Below are 23,548 nucleotides of genomic sequence, written 5' to 3'. Positions count from 1 at the left end.
GTTTTTTCGTCTTGGGTGCGTGGAAGATTTTAGGACTATTAGACATTTAAAGGTGCATTTTACATATATGAAATTGTGGTCTACTAGCGTAATTCCGAATTTCGGGAAAATACGTAAGGCCTTATGATTCATATGTCACTTCAAATAATTTTATTAAACTTAATCGCCAAAGCCGGCATCAATGGAAATTGCGAATAGCCAGATGCGGTTTTGGGACATTTTGGGTCAGCATAAGTCCGCAATCATTGGCGTGGCGGTTAGTAGCGTGGCGGTGAATATTTTAATGCTCACGGGCTCGCTTTTTATGTTGCAAGTTTATGATCGGGTGATCCCCAGCGGCAGTGTGCCGACATTGGTTGGGTTGTGCCTAATCGTTGTGTTTTTATATTTGGTGCAGGGCATTTTTGACATCTTGCGCTTGCGCATTTTGGGCCGCGTTGGCTTATTGCTGGACGCTAAGTTGGGACGCGCGATTTTCGATTATGTGGCATCTCCAGATAAGGCGCTTACACGCGGCGCAGCGTTTCAGGTGCAGCAAGATTTGGACAAGGTGCGCGGGTTTTTGGGCAGCATTGGGCCGACTGCCATTTTTGATGCACCTTGGTTGCCCTTCTATATGGGCCTTTGTTTTATCTTCCATCCAATGATCGGGCTTTATGCCAGCGCGGGTGCGTTGGTGTTGTGCGCACTGGCGATGTTCACGGAGATATTGTCGCGCAAATTGGTTGTGCGCTCTGCAGCGGCGCAGCAGCAACGCGATGAGATCACGGATGCGGGCTTCAGCAGCGCCCAAGCGATCAGCGTGATGGGGATGCGGCCGCAGATTGGACAGATATGGGCAGACAAAAACACAAGCTTTGTTGCCGCTCAATTGCGGTTAAATGATCTTGTCGGATTGATGGGCAGCGCATCTAAAATTTTTCGGATGATTTTGCAATCCGGTATCTTGGCGGTTGGCGCGTGGTTGGTCATTCACCAACAGGCGACCGCTGGCATTATGATTGCCAGTTCCATTATGATGTCGCGGGCCTTGGCCCCGGTTGAAACAGCGATTGGCCATTGGAAGCATTTTGTAGCTGCGCGGCAGGGATGGGGGCGGTTGGTTGACCTTTTTGAGGATCATGGCGCGGAAATTGATGCGCCAACTCAATTGCCTGCGCCTAACTCGTCTTTGACTCTTGAACATGTGGTGGCCGGTCCGCCGGAAAGCAAAAAGCCCAATCTTGCAAAGATAAATTTTTCGCTGTTGGCGGGGCAAGGTTTGGGCATTGTGGGGCCATCAGGTTCGGGCAAGTCCAGTTTGGCAAAAGTGATCGTTGGCGCATGGCCCCTTTTGGCTGGTGCCGTGCGGTTAGACGGCGCGGCCCTCGTTCAGTGGTCTCCGGAAGCGCTTGGCCAGCATATTGGCTATTTGCCGCAAAGCGTTGATTTGTTGGCGGGCACAGTTGCCCAAAACATTTCGCGCTTTCAGCCTCACGCCGATGCCGCGGATATTATCAAGGCCGCGCAGCTGGCGGATATTCACGAGATGATTTTACGTCTTCCAGATGGCTATGAAACTCTATTGGGCAGTGGTGGGCATCAGCTTTCTGCTGGACAGAAGCAGCGTGTTGCGTTGGCACGTGCACTTTACAAAGACCCGTTTTTGGTGGTGCTGGATGAACCCAATTCAAACTTGGATGGTGAGGGCGAGTTGGCGTTGAACAAAGCCATTGCGTCGGTGAAAGCGCGCGGCGGCATCGTGATCGTTGTGGCCCATCGCCCGGCGATCTTGAGCCATTTGGATCAAGTGATGGTGATGCGGGCGGGGCAGGTCGAAAAGTTTGGTCCCCGTGAGGAGATTTTGACTGGTCTTGCGCCAAAGAGGGGACGGCAAGTTATGCCGTTTACGCGATGACGATGACGGGAACTTCTCCACAAGCATCCATGCGAAAACATGTGTGGGTGGTTTTGAGCATGGCGGCCATTCTGTTTTTGGGCGTTGGCGGTTGGGCCATTTCATATCCATTGGCTGGTGCGGTTTTGGCGTCTGGCCGGATTGTGGTCGAAAGTTATGCCAAGCCGGTGCAACACCCCACTGGGGGCAAGATCGCGGCAGTTTTGGTGCGCAATGGTGAACCTGTCAGAAAAGGGCAGGTGCTGGTGCAAATGGACAAGGTGTCCAGCCAGGCCAACTTGACCGTGGTTGTCGCCAAGTTGAATGAATTGCAGGCACGGTTGGCGCGGTTGGACGCCGAAATTGCTGGTGAAGAGCATCTGCTTCGCAAAGTCGCATCAGCGAATCCTGAATTGAAAACTCACTTACAGGCCGAAGCGCAAATATTGCAGTCTCGACAAAGTGCCCATCGGGGCAAAAAGGAATTGTTGGGGCAACGCCTTCTGCAATTGGAAAAACAGTTGGAAGGGCTGTTGGCCCAGCAACAGGCGAAAATCGAAGATGTTCGGTTTTTAACTGAGGACGTTGCGGCGGGGGAAAGCCTATTTAAAGAGGCTGTTATCAGCTCTGCTGAATTGCGCTCGCGCCAGCGGGCTTTAAGCGCTGCCAAGGGGCAGTTGGGGGCGCTTGTGGCTGAGGAAGGGCGGATGCGTCAGCAAATGGTGGAGGTGCAATTGCAATCCAATCAATTGGAAAGTGAATTGCTGCAAGAGTTGACTGAGCAGCGGCAAGCGGTGCGCAATCAAATCGAAGAGTTTGATGAACGTCGTGTCGCGGCAGAGCAGGCGTTAGACTGGGCCGAGATCACTGCGCCGCAGGATGGGGTTGTACATGAGCTGCAGGTATATAGCGCTGGTGAAGTGCTTTCCGCTGGGCAGGTGTTGACCAAAATTATCCCGCTTCAAGATGAGATGGTGGTTGAGGTGCAAGCTCGCCCGCAAGATGTGGATCAGATATTTGTTGGGCAGCGGGCGCAATTGAGTTTTTCTGCGTTTGATACGGGCGCATTGCCACAAATCTTTGGTGTTGTGCAGCAGGTAGGTGTCGATCTTTCGATTGATGACATGACAGGCGCGACTTTTTATTTGGTGCGCATTGAGGTGCCTAAAGTTGAAATGGAAAAACTTGCGGCGGTGACATTGGTGCCCGGTATGCCGGTGGAAGCTTTTATTGAAACGCCGTCGCGAACGGCTTTTTCTTACGCCACCAAGCCGATCTTGGCGCAAATTAACCGCGCTTTTAAGGAATGAGAGCGGTGCCATCACACCTGATGTAACCAACTGTTTTTGAATCAATTATGGTTTGTAATTCGGAATTTCGCGAATTATCGTAAATATACATGGTAAATGCATGAATTGTCATTCAGCGGCAAAATGAGGCCTGAGCTACATATGGAAAATTTACGTTATTACGATCTTTGGACATCCAATATTTATTTTGAGTTTTTTGGTGAGCAAACTTGGTGGGCAACTGAGGAAGGCTTTTGGGCGAATATTGGCGCGGTGAGTTACACCGAGCCGGGGAAAGTTAGCGGCAATATCACAAGTGTCGATAAAATTTTCGCCAGTGATGGGGATGATCAAATTTACACCTATTGGGGTGATGATTTTATTGATGCAGGCGCTGGCGACGATTTTGTGGATGCTGGTGCTGGTGACGATCTGGTTGATGGCGGCAGCGGGCAAGACCGCCTGTTTGGCGGTTTTGGCCAAGATGTGCTGCTGGGCGGTCTGGGCGATGATTTCCTGCAAGGGGATTATGGCAATGATCGCATTGATGGCGGCGAAGGCTTTGATATTGCGGGCTTCCGCGGTGGGGGCTCACAGTTCGACATTAAATTGGTTGGCGAAGGCCAATTGATGGTCACTGATCTCGTGGGGCAAGAGGGCGCCAATATTCTCACAAATATTGAGCGGTTGAATTTTGCGGATACGATTTACGATGTGACTCATCAGTTCAGCTTCAAACATTCTAATTTTGATGTGGCGGAGATTGCTGCATTAAAACAGCTTGAGCGCACGGATATCCCGTTTTTTGATGTAACGGGAGATGATGCGGACAATCAGTTGCACGGGCATTTGGCGAGCCTGAATCTCATTGATGCAGGCGCTGGTAATGATCAGATTTCCGTCAATGCAAAAGGTCATAGTCTGGTTTTTGCGGGTGCGGGCAATGATACAGTTCAAGGCAGCGTTTCAGGCAATGACATTGTGCATGGTGGTGCTGGAGATGATGTGCTCAATGGGCATTGGGGTGAGGACGTTCTGTTTGGCGAGGATGGCAATGATCGCTTGGATGGTGGCGCTGACAATGACCATTTAGATGGTGGCGCAGGGCGCGATTATCTAATGGGTGGTTATGGCGAAGATGTGCTGCTGGGTGGCGATGGTGATGACACATTGCGCGGGCATTTTCACAATGATGAGTTAGATGGTGGTGCAGGAACTGACATTGCAGTTTTTGAAGGCAATTTCGCTGACTATTCGATTGTGCAAGATGAGCAAGATATGTTGACCGTGACCGCATTGGGTGAACATTTGCGCGATGGCACAGATATTTTGCGCAATATTGAAGTGCTTCAATTCAAAGATGGCCAATATCTGGTGGCTGATCTGTTCGGAAATGAAGCGCCGATTGCCACGGATGATGCGTTGGCTGATCAGCCCATGGACAAAATGTTCACAATTGCGGCTGCGGATATTCTGGCGAACGATGTGGACCCGGATGGCGATCCGTTGAGTGTCACCAAAATCTATGTGGTTTCAGGCGAGGCGCAAGTCACACTGAATGACGACCAAACCATAAGTGTTATTGCCCAGCAGATGGGACAAGTGGTGCTTGGTTATGAAGTGTCTGATCCCGATGGTGCCACAGATTATGGCCATATCCAATTGTCTATTGGTGTGCCGGAAGATGCCACGATTGTCGGCACCAATGACGCGGATGTAATTGAAAGCCAAGGCTTGCAGTTTGAAAAAGTGTTTTTGCTGGATGGCAATGACGATCTCAAAATTTGGGGCAACAAAGGCTCCGAGGTTTTTGCTGGCGAAGGCAATGACAAGATCAGCGGCAGCATTTCCGGCAATGATGTTATTTATGGCGAAGGGGGACACGATAAAATCTCTACCCATTGGGGCGATGATTACATCTATGGCGGCGAAGGTAATGATGAGATTAACACCGGGGCAGGCAAAGACTTTGCATTTGGCGAAGGTGGTGATGATTTGATTTATGGTGGCTTTGGTGAAGATAGTTTGGATGGCGGTAGCGGCGATGATTATATGGTCGGCTATTGGCAGAATGATGTGTTTCATGGCGGTTCAGGCACCGATACGGTCAAATTTCTAGGCGCATTTGAGCAATTTTCCATCACTGCGGACGGTGCAGGTTTGATTGTTACGGACAATGTGACTGAGGGAGGCGATGAAGGGCGAAACACGCTGACCGAGGTGGAATATCTTCAATTCTCAGATGGCTATTATGATGTGGCCGCCGACGAATTTGTTGCGGGCGGCAAACGGCCATTGCCAGATGGCAGTGGCGGAACAGAGCCACCTGCGCAAACCGAAGTTCAGGAAGAACGTGTTCAGATGGCCGATGCCAGCGCGGTGCCCAATGGCATTGTCGCTTTGAAGCTACAAAACACGGATGCCGACAATGGCGCGGATGGGTACGCAAGTTTTGGCCATTTGTTCCAAATGGGCGATTTGCCCGCAGGTTCGGGGCTTGAAGCCATTATTGATGGGCAAAGCCACACGGTGCAACTTGATGTAAAGTCGACCTATGAGGATGGCAGCATCAAACATGCCATCGTGACTTATGAAGCGCCTGACCTCGCGGCAGCTGAAACAATCGACGTGATTTTGGCGACCACAGCGCCAAGCGATGCACCAGTTTTAGACCTGCAAACTTTACTAGACCAAGGCTTCGACATGAAAGCCAATGTGAGCTTTGATCAAGGTGATGGCACTTGGTTGGTCTATACGCCCGTGGATGAATTTCACAATGCGCGGCTTGATAAGAATGTAACTGAAGATAATCAGTTTGAACCTGTTGAAGTGCGATTTGATGAAGTGCAAACCGAGCCATTTGAGGTTACTGCAACAGCTGAATATAAGCTTGCGGACGGGACGACAGAAACCATCACTAAAAGCGTAATGGTGACGCCGGATGGCGATAAAGCCTTTGTTGATCTGGCGACTTTGTTTGATACGCGCGGCCATGTGGATGCGGGGGATAAACTCCTCAAAATGCACATGACTGGCTTGCCACAAGGGTCTGGCTTACTCAAAGGCATCAACCTTGCGGATGGCAGTCGCGTGGATGCTGCGGAGATTGACGTGGCGCAGCTGCTTCAGACAGCGCTGGATAATGGCGAAATTGACAGCTGGATTTCCGGACCTTTGGCAACAGAAGTGCGGGTGCATCATGCGCTGAATGATGATCTGACGGCCCAGTTCGACGTGCGGTTTTTCGCCAATGGGGAAACCAAAGTTGGCGTGACGGTGCTTAACGAAAACTCAGTTTTTGAGGGTGGTGATCGTCATTACACTTATGATTTTAGCCTCTCGCAAAATGGTCAAATTGTGCTCGACCATGATGGGCTTTATCACCACCAGGATGCAAATTGGAACGAGGTGGTGTGGAGCGATGGTGCGCCAAGCTTGCACACGATTCAGGATGTTGAATATTTGATGGGCACAGGTGCTGTGCCGAATTATGATTTGTCGATCCCCGTGCAAATTGATCTCGCCAATTATGACAATTTGGATCATGTGATGTTTGACCCGTTGCGGTCTGGCACGTTGGAAACCGATATGCCAGGCACAGGTGAACGGCCAGATATTGGCGCGCTGCCGGATTGGGCTGCGCGGTTCTTCTTGACGCAGGATTATCGTGATTATGCGGTGATGATGGCCAACGGTCAGGCTTCAGGCACCTTCAATTGGCACTTAAAAGACGGCGATACAGGTGAATATGTTTCCATCTACGATCATCCTAGGTTCTGGAATGATTTTCGTGCGGATAGCGCGTGGTATGGCGATGATGCGCCGTCACAGGATAATTTTGATTATGTGGCAGGTTTCCGGCCAGATACGGCTCACCAGCCTTCGCTCACCTATCTGCCTTACCTTGTGTCTGGGGATCGTTATTTCAGTGACGAGTTGGCCGCACAGGCCACATGGTCGATCCAAAGCGTGTTTAGTCCAAAGCGGTTGTTGAATGAGACAGATGATTTGCTGTTTTATCAAGAGCTACGTGGGGTGGCATGGACATTGCGCACTTTGGCCGATGCTGCCTTCGCCTTGCCTGATGACTCGGTGTACAAAACCTATATTGATGAGGTGCTGAACAACAATCTCAATTGGCTTGTGGAGCATTTTGTTGAAGGCGGTATGTCTGATGAACGGGGCATGTTGGAAGGGTTTATGGATGATTTGTGGAACACAGGTCGTTCACTTGACCAATATGGCAACGACACGCCATGGCAGGAAGATTATCTCGCCAACGCTTTAGGGCAACTCGCTGCACGGGGCTATAGTCAGGCCATCGATATATTGGATTGGCAAGCTAATGCGTTGGCGGGTCGATATATTTCCGGCGACCTCGGCTTTGACCCCAACAATGGCAGCATCAGCCATATGCCAACCACGGTGGCTAATGATCCAGACGGGTCAGCGCCAACAACTTCAAATGATGGCACTGTGTTTACCCACTGGTCGCAAGTTCAGGCGGCCATGGAAGACCGCGGTACCACTCAGGATGAGGTGTTTAAATATCAGAACCAAGTTGATAACACGGTGAAATCCCTGACCGGGCTTGCGGCCATGATAACCCACACAGACAATCATGATGCCTTCGAGGCATATGGGTTCTTGATGAAGGAGACATTTGCCTTCCGGGACAATGCCGAATTCCAAGCCTCACCGCGCAATTCCATTCAGCCAACTTTGAAAGATGGCACATTGGTTCAAAATGACATGATCCACATTTTGGATGATGAGGATGATGTGCATGAAGGTGCGGGTGGCACGCAAGTTGTTCACGGTGCGGGTGGCATTGACGAATTGCATGGTGGTGCGGGCATCGATTTGCTCTATGGCGGCAAAGGCAATGATGAGCTGCATGGCGATGCGGATGACGATTATCTGTTCGGCAATGAAGGCGATGACAAGCTTTATGGCGGTGATGGCAATGATGTGCTGCGCGGCAATGTGGGCAATGACCATATGTTTGGCGGCGCTGGTGATGACATTTTATATTATCAGGATGATGATGTTGTAGATGGCGGCACAGGCCATGATGTGCTTGCACTGCAAAATTGGCGCGAGGCCAACATCAATCTCTCATCCGGCAAGATAAAAGGCATCGAAGCCATTGATTTGCGCAATGTGGAGAATGATCAGGTTGGCATTGCCGATCAGATTCATCTCGACATCACCGACCTTATGCATGTTTCCGATAATCAGGATTTGTTCATCTATGGCGATGCCAGTGACAGCGTTTATCTAACGGGTGATGCTGTGTTGAATGACAATGTCACAATCAATGGGGATCAATTTATGCACTATTCATATGGCGACCTCGATCTCTATGTCACCGCCAATATGCAATTGATTGAAATGTAACCTGGTTTCTAAAACGTGAAATGCGCCCACTGGGGCGCATTTCAATCAAGCGGCATTTCACCTCAAAAAGTGGAGGAAATTGAGGTGTGCAGCTTAAATGGTCTGCTCGCTTTTTGTCCGCACAAGATCCCGCAATTGGTCGTGATCAATTGCTTTCACATTGATCTTGTCCCATTGGGTGCCCCCCATATCTTTTGCCGCTACCATCGCGTTGAGAATTGCTTCTTCAACGGATTGCACGGCGGCTTCATAGATGCGGTCGCAATATTGATCATTGAGCATGGTGAGGTTCAGCTCTGACGGTTCCTTATGTACGGGCCGCATTGGGTTGGCGGTGGAGAAGGCGAGGAAAATGTCGCCGGAATTATTGCCGCCAACAGTGCCATTGCGACCGATGCCGATGGAACCACGCCGCGACAAGCGTTGCAATTGATGCGGTGCCAATGGCGCATCGGTGCCAATCACCACGATGATTGATCCAGTCTCACGCGCCATCAGCAAATTGTCTTTCATATGATCGCCGATGGGGATGCCTTGAATGTTCAACCAATCGCGGATGCCGTGATTGGCCTGTACCAACGCGCCAACTGTATAGTCTTTGCCCTTTATGTTGACGTGCCGAGAGGCCGTGCCTGTGCCGCCTTTGAACTCATAGGCGATCATGCCGGTGCCGCCGCCGGTGTTTCCCTCCGCCACGGGCCCATCGCTTAAATTGTTTAGCGCGTCATATACGTCAGCTTCGGTGACGGGCATGCCGTTAATGTCGTTCAATGCACCATCATAGGTTTCAGCGATCACCGGCATCAGCCATAAATGCTCACTGCCATTATAGGTCTCGGGATAGCGCTCCAACATCCATTTGATGGTGGCATGATGGGTTATGCCCACAGCATGGGTGTTGGTGATCATAATGGGGCCAAGGAAATAGCCGCCATCTGCTATCCAATGGGTGCCCGTCATTTCGCCATTGCCGTTGAAGCGGTGCACACCTGCCCAAACGGGGGCAGGCTCGTTGGCGCTGGTGCGCGGCATGATGGCGGTTACGCCAGTGCGCACAGGCAAGGGCCGGCCGGGACGGGGGGCATCTTCGATGATTGATTTCAACCCTACAGTTACATCTGGAATGTCGGTGATGGCGTTTAGCTTGCCGGGTGTGCCTGCAAATTTGATGCCCAAATCTCGCGCCCGTATTGTTGGTTCGTCCGCCATAAGGCCTAAAGTTTCAAGTTGCGCCATGGTTATTTCTTTCGTGAACGGAGATAGAGGCCAACGGCCGCGATGGTGAAGGAGAACAGCAACATCATCACCGCGATGGCATTCACCTCTGGCTTAATGCCGCGGCGCAGCATGCCGAAAATGAATAGCGGTAATGTTTGTGTGCCAACGCCTGAAATGAAATAGGTGATCACCAGATCATCCATGGAGATGATGAAGGCCAATAGCGCGCCGCCGATCACCCCGGGCATCACTTGCGGCAACACCACTTTGCGGAACGTCGCCCATTCATTGGCCCCCAAATCTGCGGAGGCGTTTTCCAAAGTGCGGTCCATGCCTGCAAGGCGGGTGGACACCACGATAAACACATAGGAAATCAAAAAGGTGCAGTGCCCGATGATGATGGAGCCAATGCCTAATGGCATGCCAATGCCGACAAAAAAGATCAGCAAGGCAATGCCCAAAACAATGTCTGGCATCAACATGGGCGTGAACATCAATACCCGATAAAACCGCTTGCCAAAAAAGTTATAGCGATAAATTGCCAGCGCTGTTGATGTGCCAATCAGCGTAGCGATTGTGGTGGTGAATGCTGCCACGATGAAGCTGTTTTTGATCGCCGCCAACAATTGATCTGTCGATTCAATATAGAGCGCTGCTTCAGAGCTGGCATTGGTGAAGCCAAATATTTGCTTATACCAATCAAAGGTGAAGCCGGACCATTTCATCATATTGACCGGGTCTGAATTGAAGGAATAGACCACGATCACCGCGATGGGGGCATAGATGAAGGCGAAAAACAAAATCGTATAAAGAGTAAGGCTGCCGCCGCCGAGTCGTTTTAACCAGTTCATGCCAACCTCCTCACTTTGTCGCTGGCGATTGATCGCCATCTTTTGTTTCTGAACGGATATAGATGAACAGCATCACCAGCACGCCGGTCATCACCAGCATGGATAGCGCCGCGCCAAACGGCCAATTGCGGGCTGAAAGGAATTGCTGCTCGATAAGATTGCCTAACATCAGCACTTTTGCGCCGCCGAGCACGGTGGGCACAACAAAGTTGCCCAATGTGGGGATGAACACCAAAATTGAGCCGCCAATAATGCCGGGCATGGTGAGGGGCAAAATCACCCGGAAGAAGGTTTGAAAGCCATTTGCCCCAAGGTCTTGAGATGCTTTCACCAAGGTCCAATCTAGCTTTTCCACGCTGGCATAGAGCGGCAAAAACATGAATGGAATGAAGATATAGACCATGCCCAAAATGGTGGCGCCTTCGGTGTAAATCATATCCAGCGGTTCGCTGATAATGCCCAAGCTCATCAAAGTGCTGTTGATGAAACCTGTCTTTTTCAAGATCAAAACCCAGATGAACAGCCGTACGATCAGGCTGGCGAAAAAGGGCAGAGCGATCAGAAACAGCGAGAAATTTTTCCAGTTCTCTTTCAGCCGCGAAATCTGAAACGCAGCGGGATAGCAAACCAACAAAGTGATGATCACCGTTGTTGCTGCGATCCGCAAAGAGCGCAAAAAGATTTGGATATAGACTGGGTCGAAAAATTCGAATGTCGGGTCCGCAAAGCCTAAGATGCGGCCATAATTGTGGGGGTAGAATATCCATTCCACACCGCCATAAAGGCCAGGCATCAAAAAGCTATAGATCAGCATGATCAATAGCGGGGTGAAAAAGAAGATTGCTAAGAATATGGTGACGGGACCGAGCAAAAGGCTCAACTGCGCCCGTTGTCTATTTGATTGTGATAGGCCTTTCATTGCACATCTCCCGTGCCGGGGATCAAGTGTACGGCGTTCGGGTCATAGCTGAGGCGGGCGGTTTTTGTGCGCTCGACTTCTGCCAGCCGACTTTGCCGTGCAGCGGAGATGATCGCTTTAATTTCGCTGCCGCCTGTGGTTTTGCCCAGTAATTCATAGGCAGAGCCCAAAAACACAATCTGATCGATGGTGACATCGATCTCAGCGCGATTTTCATCGCCATCAGCAAGTGAAAATTGCTCTGGTCGCAACATTGCCGTCACCTTGCCGCCATTGATGTGCTGATCCTTGCGCGCACGCGCCTCGATCACTTCATTATGCTCTGTTGCGATATGAATGCGTTCGCCATCGCGGCTGGCCTTGCCTTCAAACAGGTTGGATGCGCCCACGAAGGACGCCACAAAAGAATTTGCGGGATAGTTATAGGTGTTGAGTGGTGTGTCGATTTGTTGGATCACGCCGCCATTTAAAACCGCAACACGGTTGGACATGGTGAGCGCTTCTTCCTGATCGTGTGTTACGAAAATAAAAGAAATGCCCAATTCGGCTTGCAGGTTTTTCAACTCGATCTGCATAGACTGTCGCAAGTTGCGATCAAGGGCAGAAAGTGGCTCATCCAGCAGCAAAAGTTTGGGGCGGGCAATAATGGCGCGGGCCAAGGCCACGCGTTGTTGTTGGCCACCAGAAAGTTGCCGTGGCATGCGATCCGCATATCCGCCTAGACCCACCAATTCCAACGCTTCGCCAACGCGCTTTATGCGTTCAGGCTTTGGTGTGTGGGCAATTTCCAAGGCATAGCCAACATTTTCACCCACACTCATGTGGGGAAAGAGGGCGTAGTTTTGAAACACGGTGTTTACAGGGCGATTATGTGGCGGCGTCTCTCCCATATCGACGCCATCAATCAAAATCTGCCCTTCATCAAGCTGCACGAAACCTGAGATAACATGGAGCAAAGTTGTTTTGCCGCACCCAGAAGGGCCGAGCAGGGTTAGAAATTCATTGCGAGATACCTCCAAGTCAATCGCGTCTAACGCATTGATTTTGCCGCCTTCTGGCAGCGAAAATCGCTTGGTGGCATTGTCTAAACTGATAATCTTATCGTGCATGTATTTCTCCCATATTCGCCCAATCCATGCATTGTTACTTTAATACCTATTGCATATTTCAGTTATTTTGATAACATAAAAATGCGAATGTCAATGGATCGGTATTTGACTTTCGCAATTTTTCTGGCCTGTCACTGGTCTTTAATCGTCAGTGTTTTGGGGCCTAATCGAGGGAGAAGATCAATGACGAAGCTATTATGGAGAAAAGCGCTGACGCAGACAGGCAAGCGGTTTGGACTTGCCGCTGTTGCTGGAGCGATGGCGCTTGTTTCAGGCGTTGGCCAGGCGCAGGCGCAAGGGGAATTAAACATTTATAACTGGGGTGAATATATCAACCCAGCTGTGTTGCAGAAGTTTGAAGAAGAGACAGGCATCAAGGTCAATCTTGATGTGTATGGATCTAACGAAGAGATGTTGGCCAAGGTGCAAACTGGTGCCACCGGATATGATCTGGTGTTCCCATCAGTTCACATGCACGACATTATGGCCAAGCTCGATTTGCTGCATAAAACCAACATCAATGAATATGAGGGTTTTAAAAATATCGAGCCTTCATTCTTGCGGGCAAAATCTGACCCGAATGGCGAATATTGCTTGCCTTATGCCTGGGGCTCAGTTGGCATTGTGTATAACCGTGAAGTCTTGGGGAAAGACATTACAGGTTGGCGAGATTTGATCCAAACTGTGCGTGAGAAGGACCTTAAATTCACTCTGCTGGACGATATGCGTGAAGTGATTTCTGTGGGCTTGATGATGAATGGCAATTCGGTCAACTCCACTGATCCGCAAGAATTGCAGGAGGCCGCAGAAACCATCATCGCCATGAAGCCATATGTGGCGGCATTCACTTATGAAGCGCGGCCAATTGTTGAAGCGGGCGATGTGGCCGCAGGTCACTTCTTTGTCGGCGCAATGGTTGATGTGTTCCGGGAGCCGGAAAAGCTTGGCTATGTGATTCCAGAGGAAGGCGCGACCATGTATCAGGAAGATATCTGCGTGCTGAAAAGTTCGCCAAATAAGGAAAATGCGATTAAGTTTCTTGAGTTCTATACGCAACCTGAAGTGGCTGCGTTGAATATTGAACAGCAAACCAATGGCACGCCAAATAAGCCAGCGCGTTCAATGACAGCGGAACATATTGCTAATTCTGAAGAGATTAATCCACCAGCAGACGTGATGGAACGCCTCCAGATATTTGTTGATCTGGGCGCTGATATCCGTAAGTTTGATCGGGTCTGGACAACGATTAAAACAGCACAATAATACTATTCAGCGTGGCCAGCACTTCGCGCTGGCCATCGCTTTATTTGAAAGGCCCGCCCTATGTCGGCGAAACTGCTCGAACTATTGCAATCACCGGAAGCCCGGCAGACAAAGTCAGATCATCTGATTGCCAATTACATTGAGCGCAATTTGGCCGAAATGCCTTTTGAAACCGCCAAATCTATTGCGGAAGGCGTAGGCGTGAGCCAAATGACCGTCGGGCGATATTTGCGCCGACTGGGCTATGAAGGCTTGGAAGATTTGAAGCGCGAAATGCGCAAAGGTGCTGCGCGCACCGCATGGCAGGTCAGCGGACAATGGGATCGCCTGCAAGATGATGCGCGAGACGGGCGCTTGCTTGCGGGACTTATTCAACAGCAAATTGATGATTTGGGCGCGATTTACAACATCACCCTTTCTGCCGAATGGAAGCAAGCAGTGCATGAGCTTGCCACTGCTGAAGAGGTGTATGTGGCAGCTTGGCAAAATGTGCGAGGGGTTGCGCAATATTTTGCCAATCAGATTTCCTATGCGCGGCCAGGCGTTGCTTTTGCTGACGGATTGAATGGCACCTATAGCGAGATATTAGATGGGCGGTGCAAAAATCGCTGTTTGGTTTTGATGGATGTGCGCCGCTTTGCGTCTAAAGCGCGCCTGCTGGCGGAAGAGGCTGCGCGCAGCGGCGTTAAAGTGATTTTGGTCACCGATGATTCCTGCATCTGGGCGCGTGAAATTGAAGCAACAGCATTGATTATGCCCGGCGCGAAAGGCCCGCTTTGGGACGGCGCTGCCACCTCAGTCGCGTTGTTGGATTTGCTGGTCGCTAACCTTGTTGTGGAAATGGGCAATTCGATCAATGCCCGCGTAGACCGGTTGACCGAGCTGCAAGATTTGTTTGGCGATTTCGAAAAAGAATAACGCTAGAAGGTTGGTGGCGTACAGGCGCTGATCACTTCGCAGGGCTCGCTGCCCACGGCACGAAAGCGGTGTGGTCTGCGGCTGGAAAAGCGATAGGCATCGCCAGGGCCAAGAATACGCCTTTCGTCATCCACGGTCACCTCCAGCCGACCAGAAATCACCACGCCGCCTTCTTCACCATCATGCACCAACGGCACTCGACCCGTATCGGCCCCTGGGGCATAGCGCTCCTTCAAGATCTGTAACGTAGAGCCTGCCATATCTTGCCCCACCTGCCGGAATGAGATTTTGCCTTTGCCAATCTCCACCAAATCTTCCGCGGCATAAAAGGGGCTGGGTTCTGGTGTGGCTTCAATTGCGAAAAACTCGCTGAGGCCGATGGGGATGCCATCCAAAATGCGTTTTAGTGCGCCCACAGACGGATTGGTGTGCCCCGCTTCAATGAGAGAAATGGTAGAATTGGTCACCCCTGTTTTGGCGGCCAATTGCCGTTGCGAAAGGTTGGCGCGGGTGCGCACCAGACGCAATCTTTGGCCAATTTCCATCTCCATCATGTGCGTGCCTGTTTCTTATGTTAAATATTCCACAAATAATGACTTATCAGCTTAATAAAATCAATGGGTTGCTGTTTTGAAGAAAAGGACTTGTTAATTTTAGCGGAAAGGTCTCCACTGCCAATAAATGGGAGATGTTTTATGGCTGATCAAATGCGCGCGAACCAACCTTCACTCGAAAATTATTGGATGCCTTTTACGGCGAACCGGCAGTTTAAGGCGGCACCGCGCATGTTTGCGGAAGCCAAAGGCATGTATTACACAACCACCGACGGGCGGCAGGTGCTTGATGGCACAGCGGGCCTTTGGTGTGTGAATGCCGGGCATGGCCACCAAAGCATCGCCAGCGCTGTTGAGCGGCAGCTGACCATCATGGATTATGCGCCATCTTTTCAGATGGGCCACCCCATCGCTTTTGAATTTGCAGAGCGATTGGCGGAGATTGCGCCTGCGGGGTTAGACCGTATCTTCTTCACCAATTCGGGTTCAGAGTCAGTCGATACGGCGCTCAAAATGGCGTTGGCCTATCACCGTGCACGCGGCGAGGGTACGCGCACGCGCTTGATTGGGCGCGAGCGTGGTTATCATGGCGTCGGGTTTGGCGGCATTTCTGTCGGTGGTATTGTGAATAATCGTCGGACCTTTCCCACTCATCTGCCGGGCGTGGACCATTTGCGGGACACGCATGATTTGGAGCGCAACGCGTTTTCGCCATGTGAGCCAGAATTTGGTGTGGAGCGAGCGGAAGATTTGGAGCGCATTGTGGCGCTGCATGGCGCAGAGTCGATTGCAGCGTTGATCGTTGAGCCAGTTGCTGGGTCAACAGGAGTGTTGATCCCACCAAAGGGGTATTTGCAGCGCTTGCGCGAGATTTGCGATAAGTATGGCATTTTGCTGATTTTTGACGAAGTGATCACTGGCTTTGGCCGTTTGGGCACGCCGTTCGCAGCAGACTATTTTGGCGTCACGCCAGATATTATCACCACCGCCAAAGGCTTGACCAACGGGGTGATCCCTATGGGAGCCGTGTTTGCCAGCCGCGATGTGCATGATGCACTGATGATAGGGCCGGAGAACATGATTGAGCTGTTCCATGGCTACACCTATTCCGGCCATCCGGCTGCTGCGGCGGCGGGCATCGCAACGCTCGACATTTATAAAAATGAAGGTCTGTTGACCCGTGGTGCAGATATGGCGGGGCAGTGGCAATCAGCCATTCATGGGTTGAAGGACTTGCCCAATATCGTTGATATTCGCACCATTGGCTTTGTTGCTGGTATTGAGCTGAAATCGCGCGATGGCGCGCCGGGCAAGCGTGCATATGATGTGTTTGTTGATTGTTTTGAGCGTGGGCTGCTGATCCGCGTCACGGGCGATATTATCGCCTTGTCGCCGCCATTGATTATGGACGAGAGCCATTTGGACGAATTGGTTTCAATTCTTTCAGATGCGCTGCGTCGTGCAGAATAATGGGCGCAAGCGGGTGTGCCTGCTTGACCCAAAATGGTCCAACCCTTTAGGGTTCGGATAACGGGTTGGGCGTGATGGCGTCACGCCAGCGCCCAAATCTTTTCTGTCCTGAACGCCCGGACATACGCTCTTGCTTTTGCGCAAGGGCTAAAAGTTACGTGGTGGATGCCGTGAACAATAACTCAACTTCCAGCAGCGCTCATTCATTGTCGTTTGTTGAAGCCAATTTGGGCATGATCTTGATGGTCATCGCCATGCTGCTGCTGCCCATTGGCGACACGTTTGCCAAAGTGCTGACCAGCGTGATGAACCCGCTCGAAGTGTCCATGTGGCGCTTTGTGTCGCAGGCCATTTGGTTTCTGCCCGTGGCCTTCATCATGCAGAAATATTTCCGCGGGAGCATATTCTCTCCCATTGTCGCTCTATCAGGGCTGCTGATGGTGACCTGCATTACCTCGTTGGTGACAGCGTTTTCGGTTATGCCCATCGCCACCGCCATTGCGATCTTTTTTGTGGAACCCTTGGTGCTCACCTTGCTTGCGGGTTTGATTTTGCGGGAGGCGATTGGGCCGCGTCGCTTTGTGGCTATTGGTATTGGGTTGGTTGGCGCGATGCTGGTGATCCGCCCCAGCTTCGCGCAATTTGGCTGGACAGCATTGTTGCCGCTAATTGCCGCGGTGGCCTATGCGCTCAATATGATTGTGCTGCGCTATGCCAGCAAGCAGCGCTCGGCATTAACCGTGCAATTTGGCGCAACCATGTATGCGGCTGTGTGGTTGGTTGTGCTCACACTTGGCTTTAGCGCAACCAATGTCATCGAACTTTCTGGTCCGTTGCAAAATGATTGGACGTGGAAAGTGATCGTCACCGTAGGCGCGCTTTCAGCCTTTACTTTTGTGTTGATTGCCGAAGCGTTCAAACGTTCTGAGGCAGGGGTGTTGGCGCCGTTTCAATATCTTGAAATTCTGGGGGCCACCGCTGCTGGTTATCTTGTGTTTGGTGATTTTCCAGATTGGATCACATGGGTTGGCATCGCGATTATCTTGGCGTCCGGCATTTATGTGTTCCATCGCGAACGAGAGGTTGGGCGCTTGCGCCCAACAAAATCCAAAACCAAGAATGAGGGCGCGCGGTAAGCCCATTCTTGATTGCAGAAACAAAAAGGGCGCCCCGATTGGAACGCCCTTTTTTAATTTGCTTTTGTCCTGTCTTAGCCCGGGCTCATGCCACGTAAGCGTTCTGAGCGGCGGCGCAGTAATTCGACTGTCGTGAGCAACAGGATCGAAACAGTCACCAAAATGGTGGCCGCTGCCAGAATTGTGGGCGAGATTTGCTCGCGCAAGCCAGTGAACATTTGCCATGGCAATGTTTGTTGCCGTGCAGAGCCAACGAACAGCACCACCACCACTTCATCAAATGAGGTGATGAATGCAAACAAGCCACCAGAGATCACGCCAGGCAGGATCAACGGCATTTGAATGCGGAAGAATGTGGTGACCGGGTCGGCGCCCATATTGGCTGCGGCACGGGTCAAAGACCGATCAAAGCCAACCAAGGTGGCGGTTACAGTGATGATGACAAATGGAATGCCGAGCACGGCGTGGGCCAAGATTACTTTCACATAGCCAACAAAGGCTTGGTTCAGCCCCAGATTTGCCTGCAGCCAGTTGCCCAAAGGCGCGTAGAAGAAGAACATGCCGGTAGCAGAGATGATCAATGGCACGATCATTGGTGAAATCAACACGGCCATAATCGCTTGTCGACCGGGCACGTGTGATTGGCTGAGGCCAATCGCAGCCAAAGTGCCAAGGCTAACCGAAATCAGCGTGGCGATTGGCGCGATGATCAGTGAGTTTTTCAGTGGCACCATCCACTCGTCAGAGCCAAGGAAATCATAATAGTGCTTCAAGCTATAACCTTCAGCTTTAAAGCTCAGCATTTCCGGCGTGAAGGTGAAAAAGTCTTCTGCGTTGAAGCTTAGCCATGCCACGGGCAGCAAAGGTGCGATCAAGAAGAAGAACACAAAGGCACAGATAAATAGGAATGAGTTGTGCCACAAAACTTGGCCCGGCGTGTAATAGCTTGGCACGCCAGCGCGATAACGGCCAGAGCCGATCCAAGTGGTGAACCAGCCCATGGAGAGGCCCACAACCGCGCCGCCCACAATGCCGCCAACGCCGCCGAAAATCGCACCCACAACAGCAAATGCCGCCGATGTGCCCCAGATTTTCTGCCAGCGAGGAAGTGCGGCAAGGCGGTCTAAGCCCATCGCCAACAGTGCGCCGACAATTACGCCTGCAAACAGGCCGATCAGTGGTTGATGATAGATGTTGCCAGTGATGAAGCCGAAAATAGCGCCGAAAGCTGCCACCATGGGCACGGTGAATTTAAACAGGTTAGGACGCTTGATGCTTGGGTTTAATACGCTCATTTGCTTAGCCTCCCAACTTCACATTATCGATGCCCACGATCTTGTCGTAAGCCCAGTACAAGACAAGCACGACAACCAGCAAGATTGTGCCGAGTGCGGCAGCGAGGCCCCAGTTAAGTGAGCTGGAGATGTGGTATGCAATGCGGTTGGAAATAAAGATGCCGCTGGTGCCGCCCACAATTTCTGGGGTGATGTAATAGCCAATGGCCAAAATGAACACCAGAATTGAGCCCGCGCCAATGCCCGGCACAGATTGTGGGAAATAAACGCGCCAGAAAGCTGTCCAGTTCGTGGCGCCCAATGATTTAGCGGCCCGCAAATAGCTTGGCGGAATGGTTTTCATCACCGAGTAAAGCGGCAAAATCATAAAGGGCAGCAAGATGTGCGTCATGGCGATGATGGTGCCTGTGGCGTTGTTCATCAGGATCAGCCGGTTGGCGTCTCCCACAAAGCCCAACCACACTAAAATGTCGTTGATCACCCCTTGTTGCTGCAACAGTACCTTCCAAGCAGAGGTGCGTACCAGCAATGAGGTCCAGAAGGGCAACAGCACCAAGATCATCAAAGTGTTGGCAGTGCGCATGGGCAGGTTGGCCAAAAGCCAAGCCACAGGATAGCCGAGCAGAATGCAGGCGCCTGTGATGACCAATGCCATCCACAAAGTGCGCATAAACAACTGCATGTAGATTTGCTGGTTCTCAGGCTTCGCTTGCACGCCTTCTGGAGTGAGCTCCAAATCCACCGCATTTAAGAAATAGCCAGTGGTATAGTTCGATGAGAAGACCTGCATTGTGGACCAAAGATCGGTTGTGCCCCAATCTTCTTTGGCGTCAATAAAGGCGGCTTTAAAATTGACCTCGGGCAGTTGATCCAAGTTGGCAACTGCGTCTTTCAGGGCTTGTGCACCCGGGCCATCATATGCAGCGATCTCTGTTTGTGTTTGCTCGCTTTGAAGATCTTGCGCAAGGCCAGCGTAAACGGCCTCCCATGGGTCTTCTTCGGCAACCACATCTTGGTCGTCGATCACAGTCCAGATGGCGAAATCAGTATAAGCACGGGTAGCCCATGGCAGCATGTCTGCCATTTGAGGCGACGGGGTGAAGCCAATATCCCCGGCCATGCTTTCGCCTGTTAGGCGGGCCCACAAAGCGCGCCGGCTTTCCAGCAGCTCTTCACCGCCTTCACCAGACAGCATTTCATACCAGAAGGCGCCTTCTTTGAAGTTCTCATTTATATCTTCAAGCGGATCTTGAAAGTCTGAACCCATATCGTCTAGGCGACGGCCGGTGGTACGGAAAACAGAGGATAGGCCAGTTCTTTCGTAGTTCAGCCGTGTGCCTAGTTTGGTGTGTTCTTTGGCTTCTGAAGCTTTGAACAGATCAAAATAGAGATGGCGGAAAACATTTTCGTCTGGTGCTTCGCCGGTGCTGCTGTCCCACTCCTGCAGCGCAACAACTGTGTGCGGCAAAGTGTTGGACACGATCTCATTTTCCACCGAGCGGAAAAGCATTGAGAGAATGGGGATGATAAAGGTGACCATCACAAAAATGAGCAGCGGTGCGATTAGCATTAGCGCTCTTAATTTTTGTCGCCGCAATGCCCGCGCTAGGCTCTGCTTTAGCGGTCGGCCATCTGCCGCTAGCATTGGTTCTTGTGTCGTGTCACTCATTGCGCCCCCCGAGAATTTTTACCGTTAGTCGGTCTATTCTTTGGTTATTCTTATTGGGTGAAAAAGGGGGGCAGGGCTGCCCCCCTTTTTCTAAAGGATTATTGAGCCAACCAAGCTTGGAATTTGGCGTCAATATCGTCGCGGTAATCCGCCCAGAACTCATAGTTGTACAAGAATGTGTTCTGTGCGTTGTTTGGATCGGTTGGCATATGTGGTGCCATTTCGATGCCCAATTCAGCGTGCTTGCCAACAAGCGGAGCTGAAGATTCACGCGCAGGACCGTATGAGATGTACTTCGCTTGGTCTGCAAGACGTTGAGTGTCAGTTGCAAATTTCACGAAATCTTTCACACGTGCCAAACGCTCTTCAGGCAAGTCAGCAGGGATCACCCAGCCGTCAAGGTCGAACACTTGCGCGTCCCACAACATGCCGATTGGCTGGTCTTGCTCAACGATGGCTGAGAACAAACGACCATTATATGTTGAACCCATAAATACTTCGCCGTCAGCCAAAAGCTGTGGTGTGTCGGCGCCAGCTGACCACCAGATCACTTCATCGCGAATGGTGTCGAGTTTCGCCAATGCTTGCTCTTGGCCTTCTTCAGTGGCCAAAACGTCATAAACGTCTTCTTTTGCAACGCCGTCACAAAGCAAAGCCCATTCCATTGTGTTGATTGGGCGTTTCTCAAGTGAGCGCTTACCTGGGTATGTTGCCAGGTCAAACAGGTCACAAATGTTGCTTGGCTCTGGTGTGCCTTCAGGCACAAGGTCAGTGCGGTAGCCCACTGTTGTTGAATAAACAATTTGCGGGATAAAGCAGTCGCTTACAATCAGGTCGCCAAAGTCGTCGCTTGCAGATGTGCCATCAGGCGCAGCAGCGAGAATCTCGTCATGGTCAACTTCCATGGCCAAGCCTTCATCACAAAGGCGCATAGCGCTGGCAGCAGTAACGTCCACCAAGTCCCAGGTCACGTTGCCTGCTTCATTCATGGCGCGCATTTTCGCAACAGCCTCGGCAGAGCTTTCGTCCCAAGTGATGGATACGCCATCATTCATTTCCAAATATGGGTCAGCATAAGCTTTGATTTGGCTGTCCTGATATGCGCCACCCCAGCTTACGATTGTCATATCTGAACTCATATGATCATCCGCCACAGCTGCACCGCTCAACGCCGCAATCGCCGTTGCCGCAGCCAGTGGAGTCATGAGTTTCGTTACGAGTTTCATTGAAATCTCCCTTTTATATGCCCGGTCCTTACCGTGAGAACTGACCCCGGGCATGGCCAGTTCTGTTCCTGCCAAACCTGGTTCGCTACGCGTCTAGAGCGCGGCAATCTTCAGGCAACCATCCGATTTTGATGTGCTCACCTGGTTTCAGGCGAACTTGGTCTGGCGCGTTTCTGGTTTTGATGATGAATTCGTCATTGCCCGCCACGCGCAAACGTGTGCGGAAAATGTCGCCCATATAAATAAATTCAAGCACTTCAGCTTTCAGCGTGTGGGCTTCTGGGTCCAAGCGGTCCGCATTATATTCAACCCGCTCCGGGCGGATGGACACGCGGGTACGATCGCCTACATTGCTCACATTTACGGGCACCGCATCGATGATTTCGCCATCATCGAGTTCCACCACGCATGTGTTGCCTTTGATCTCTTTGATCACGCCTTCAAGCGTGTTGTTTTCACCGATAAATTGCGCCACGAAGCTGTTTTCCGGTGACTCATACAATTTGTCTGGTGGAGCAAGCTGCTGAATGCGGCCATCGTCAAACACCGCCACACGGTCAGACATGGTCAAGGCTTCAGTTTGGTCGTGGGTCACATACACGGTGGTGATGCCCAAGCGGTGGGCGAGGTGGGTGATTTCGAACTGCATTTTCTCGCGCAGCTGCTTATCAAGCGCGCCGAGTGGTTCGTCCATCAACACCAATTCAGGTTCAAACACCAACGCCCGAGCCAGCGCGATCCGCTGTTGTTGCCCGCCAGATAGTTGGGCCGGGCGGCGTCCGCCAAAATCGCCCATTTCCACCATGTCGAGGGCGCGTTTTACCTTTTCTTCCCGTTCAGCTTTGCCAAGCTTGCGTACTTCAAGGGGGAAGGCGAGGTTTTCTGCAATCGTCATATGTGGGAACAGCGCATAGTTTTGGAACACCATGCCAATGCCGCGTTTGTGCGGGGGAATGCCATTGATGGATTCACCGCCCAACCGGATATCGCCGTGGGTCGCGGTTTCAAAACCTGCGAGCATCATCAAGCAAGTGGTTTTGCCAGAACCTGATGGCCCGAGCATGGTCAAAAACTCGCCTTTTGGCATGGTGAGGTTCAGGTCTTTTACGACCAAGGTTTCCCCATCATAGCTTTTTTGCACCCGTTCAAACTCGACGAATGCGTCATTTGATGCAGTGTCAGCCACTGTGTTTCCCCCTGATATTCCAAGCATTTTTGATGTTGTTGATGTGCTTCTGGCTTTGCGTTGGTGCCGGGCCAATTTGGCTGGGCCAGCCCATCAATCGGTTCTGTTCGACAAAATTGTCCTGTGCGGACAAAGTGTTGTTCACTTGGCCCGTCCCTAGATCGTTCTG

16 protein-coding genes are annotated in these 23,548 nt (G+C 51.3%); 7 read left to right on the top strand and 9 right to left on the bottom strand.

From position 1 onward, the window contains the following. The first annotated feature begins 181 nt into the window (after positions 1-181). From ATL17_RS06160 to ATL17_RS06150, 3 genes are all read left to right on the top strand, one after another. Positions 182-1,897, top strand: coding sequence for a type I secretion system permease/ATPase (locus ATL17_RS06160; protein WP_133571867.1), 1,716 nt, complete (start codon positions 182-184; stop codon positions 1,895-1,897). A 2-nt stretch (positions 1,898-1,899) separates the two neighbouring features. Continuing rightward, positions 1,900-3,186, top strand: a complete 1,287-nt coding sequence (locus tag ATL17_RS06155) for an HlyD family type I secretion periplasmic adaptor subunit (protein ID WP_166638912.1) — start codon at positions 1,900-1,902, stop codon at positions 3,184-3,186. Positions 3,187-3,327: 141 nt separating this feature from the next. Next, positions 3,328-8,565 (top strand): calcium-binding protein, encoded by a 5,238-nt coding sequence (locus tag ATL17_RS06150; protein ID WP_166638911.1) that lies wholly within the window; start codon positions 3,328-3,330, stop codon positions 8,563-8,565. Between the two features lie 93 nt (positions 8,566-8,658). Here ATL17_RS06150 and ATL17_RS06145 read toward each other — a convergent pair whose 3' ends face one another. The 4 genes from ATL17_RS06145 to ATL17_RS06130 are packed head-to-tail and all read right to left on the bottom strand — an operon-like array spanning position 8,659 to position 12,662. Further along, the gene (locus ATL17_RS06145) at positions 8,659-9,801 is read right to left on the bottom strand and encodes a DmpA family aminopeptidase (protein ID WP_166638910.1); all 1,143 of its coding nucleotides are present in this window, start codon (positions 9,799-9,801) and stop codon (positions 8,659-8,661) included. Positions 9,802-9,803: 2 nt separating this feature from the next. Then, on the bottom strand, positions 9,804-10,634 hold the full coding sequence (locus ATL17_RS06140) for an ABC transporter permease (RefSeq protein WP_133571864.1): 831 nt from the start codon (positions 10,632-10,634) through the stop codon (positions 9,804-9,806). A 10-nt stretch (positions 10,635-10,644) separates the two neighbouring features. Further along, complete coding sequence (locus ATL17_RS06135) at positions 10,645-11,553, bottom strand: ABC transporter permease (RefSeq protein ID WP_133571863.1); 909 nt, start codon at positions 11,551-11,553, stop codon at positions 10,645-10,647. Then, on the bottom strand, positions 11,550-12,662 hold the full coding sequence (locus tag ATL17_RS06130) for an ABC transporter ATP-binding protein (RefSeq protein ID WP_133571862.1): 1,113 nt from the start codon (positions 12,660-12,662) through the stop codon (positions 11,550-11,552). Before ATL17_RS06130 ends, ATL17_RS06135 begins: the two co-directional genes overlap by 4 nt. A 183-nt stretch (positions 12,663-12,845) precedes the next feature. Between ATL17_RS06130 and ATL17_RS06125 the strand changes: the two genes are divergently transcribed. Both ATL17_RS06125 and ATL17_RS06120 read left to right on the top strand, forming a co-directional pair. Next, on the top strand, positions 12,846-13,925 hold the full coding sequence (locus tag ATL17_RS06125; protein ID WP_166638909.1) for a polyamine ABC transporter substrate-binding protein: 1,080 nt from the start codon (positions 12,846-12,848) through the stop codon (positions 13,923-13,925). A 60-nt stretch (positions 13,926-13,985) separates the two neighbouring features. Continuing rightward, complete coding sequence (locus ATL17_RS06120; protein ID WP_133571861.1) at positions 13,986-14,843, top strand: MurR/RpiR family transcriptional regulator; 858 nt, start codon at positions 13,986-13,988, stop codon at positions 14,841-14,843. A gap of 2 nt (positions 14,844-14,845) precedes the next feature. Here the strand turns inward: ATL17_RS06120 and ATL17_RS06115 are convergent, their stop codons facing one another. Then, the gene (locus tag ATL17_RS06115) at positions 14,846-15,394 is read right to left on the bottom strand and encodes a cupin domain-containing protein (protein WP_133572214.1); all 549 of its coding nucleotides are present in this window, start codon (positions 15,392-15,394) and stop codon (positions 14,846-14,848) included. Positions 15,395-15,538: 144 nt separating this feature from the next. Here ATL17_RS06115 and aptA point away from each other — a divergent pair, with 144 nt between their 5' ends. Continuing rightward, positions 15,539-16,867, top strand: a complete 1,329-nt coding sequence (gene aptA, locus ATL17_RS06110) for an omega-aminotransferase AptA (protein WP_133571860.1) — start codon at positions 15,539-15,541, stop codon at positions 16,865-16,867. Between the two features lie 170 nt (positions 16,868-17,037). Beyond that, positions 17,038-18,003 carry a DMT family transporter gene (locus ATL17_RS06105; protein ID WP_208111127.1) on the top strand — a complete coding sequence of 322 codons (966 nt, stop codon included), beginning with the start codon at positions 17,038-17,040 and terminating at the stop codon, positions 18,001-18,003. Positions 18,004-18,077: 74 nt separating this feature from the next. Here ATL17_RS06105 and ATL17_RS06100 read toward each other — a convergent pair whose 3' ends face one another. The 4 genes from ATL17_RS06100 to ATL17_RS06085 form a co-directional block, all read right to left on the bottom strand. Beyond that, entirely contained in the window at positions 18,078-19,004 is a 927-nt protein-coding gene (locus ATL17_RS06100) for an ABC transporter permease (protein ID WP_246028658.1), read from the bottom strand. Between the two features lie 298 nt (positions 19,005-19,302). Continuing rightward, the gene (locus ATL17_RS06095; RefSeq protein WP_133571858.1) at positions 19,303-20,967 is read right to left on the bottom strand and encodes an ABC transporter permease; all 1,665 of its coding nucleotides are present in this window, start codon (positions 20,965-20,967) and stop codon (positions 19,303-19,305) included. Between the two features lie 98 nt (positions 20,968-21,065). Then, positions 21,066-22,193 carry an extracellular solute-binding protein gene (locus tag ATL17_RS06090; protein ID WP_208111126.1) on the bottom strand — a complete coding sequence of 376 codons (1,128 nt, stop codon included), beginning with the start codon at positions 22,191-22,193 and terminating at the stop codon, positions 21,066-21,068. A gap of 85 nt (positions 22,194-22,278) precedes the next feature. Beyond that, complete coding sequence (locus ATL17_RS06085; protein WP_208111125.1) at positions 22,279-23,406, bottom strand: ABC transporter ATP-binding protein; 1,128 nt, start codon at positions 23,404-23,406, stop codon at positions 22,279-22,281. Positions 23,407-23,548: the final 142 nt, after the last annotated feature.

Origin of the sequence: Maritalea mobilis (genome assembly GCF_004363175.1) — a bacterium.
GTDB lineage: Bacteria > Pseudomonadota > Alphaproteobacteria > Rhizobiales > Devosiaceae > Maritalea > Maritalea mobilis.
Note: the sequence above shows the minus strand (reverse complement) of the source record. Positions and strands in the feature narration are given on the sequence as shown.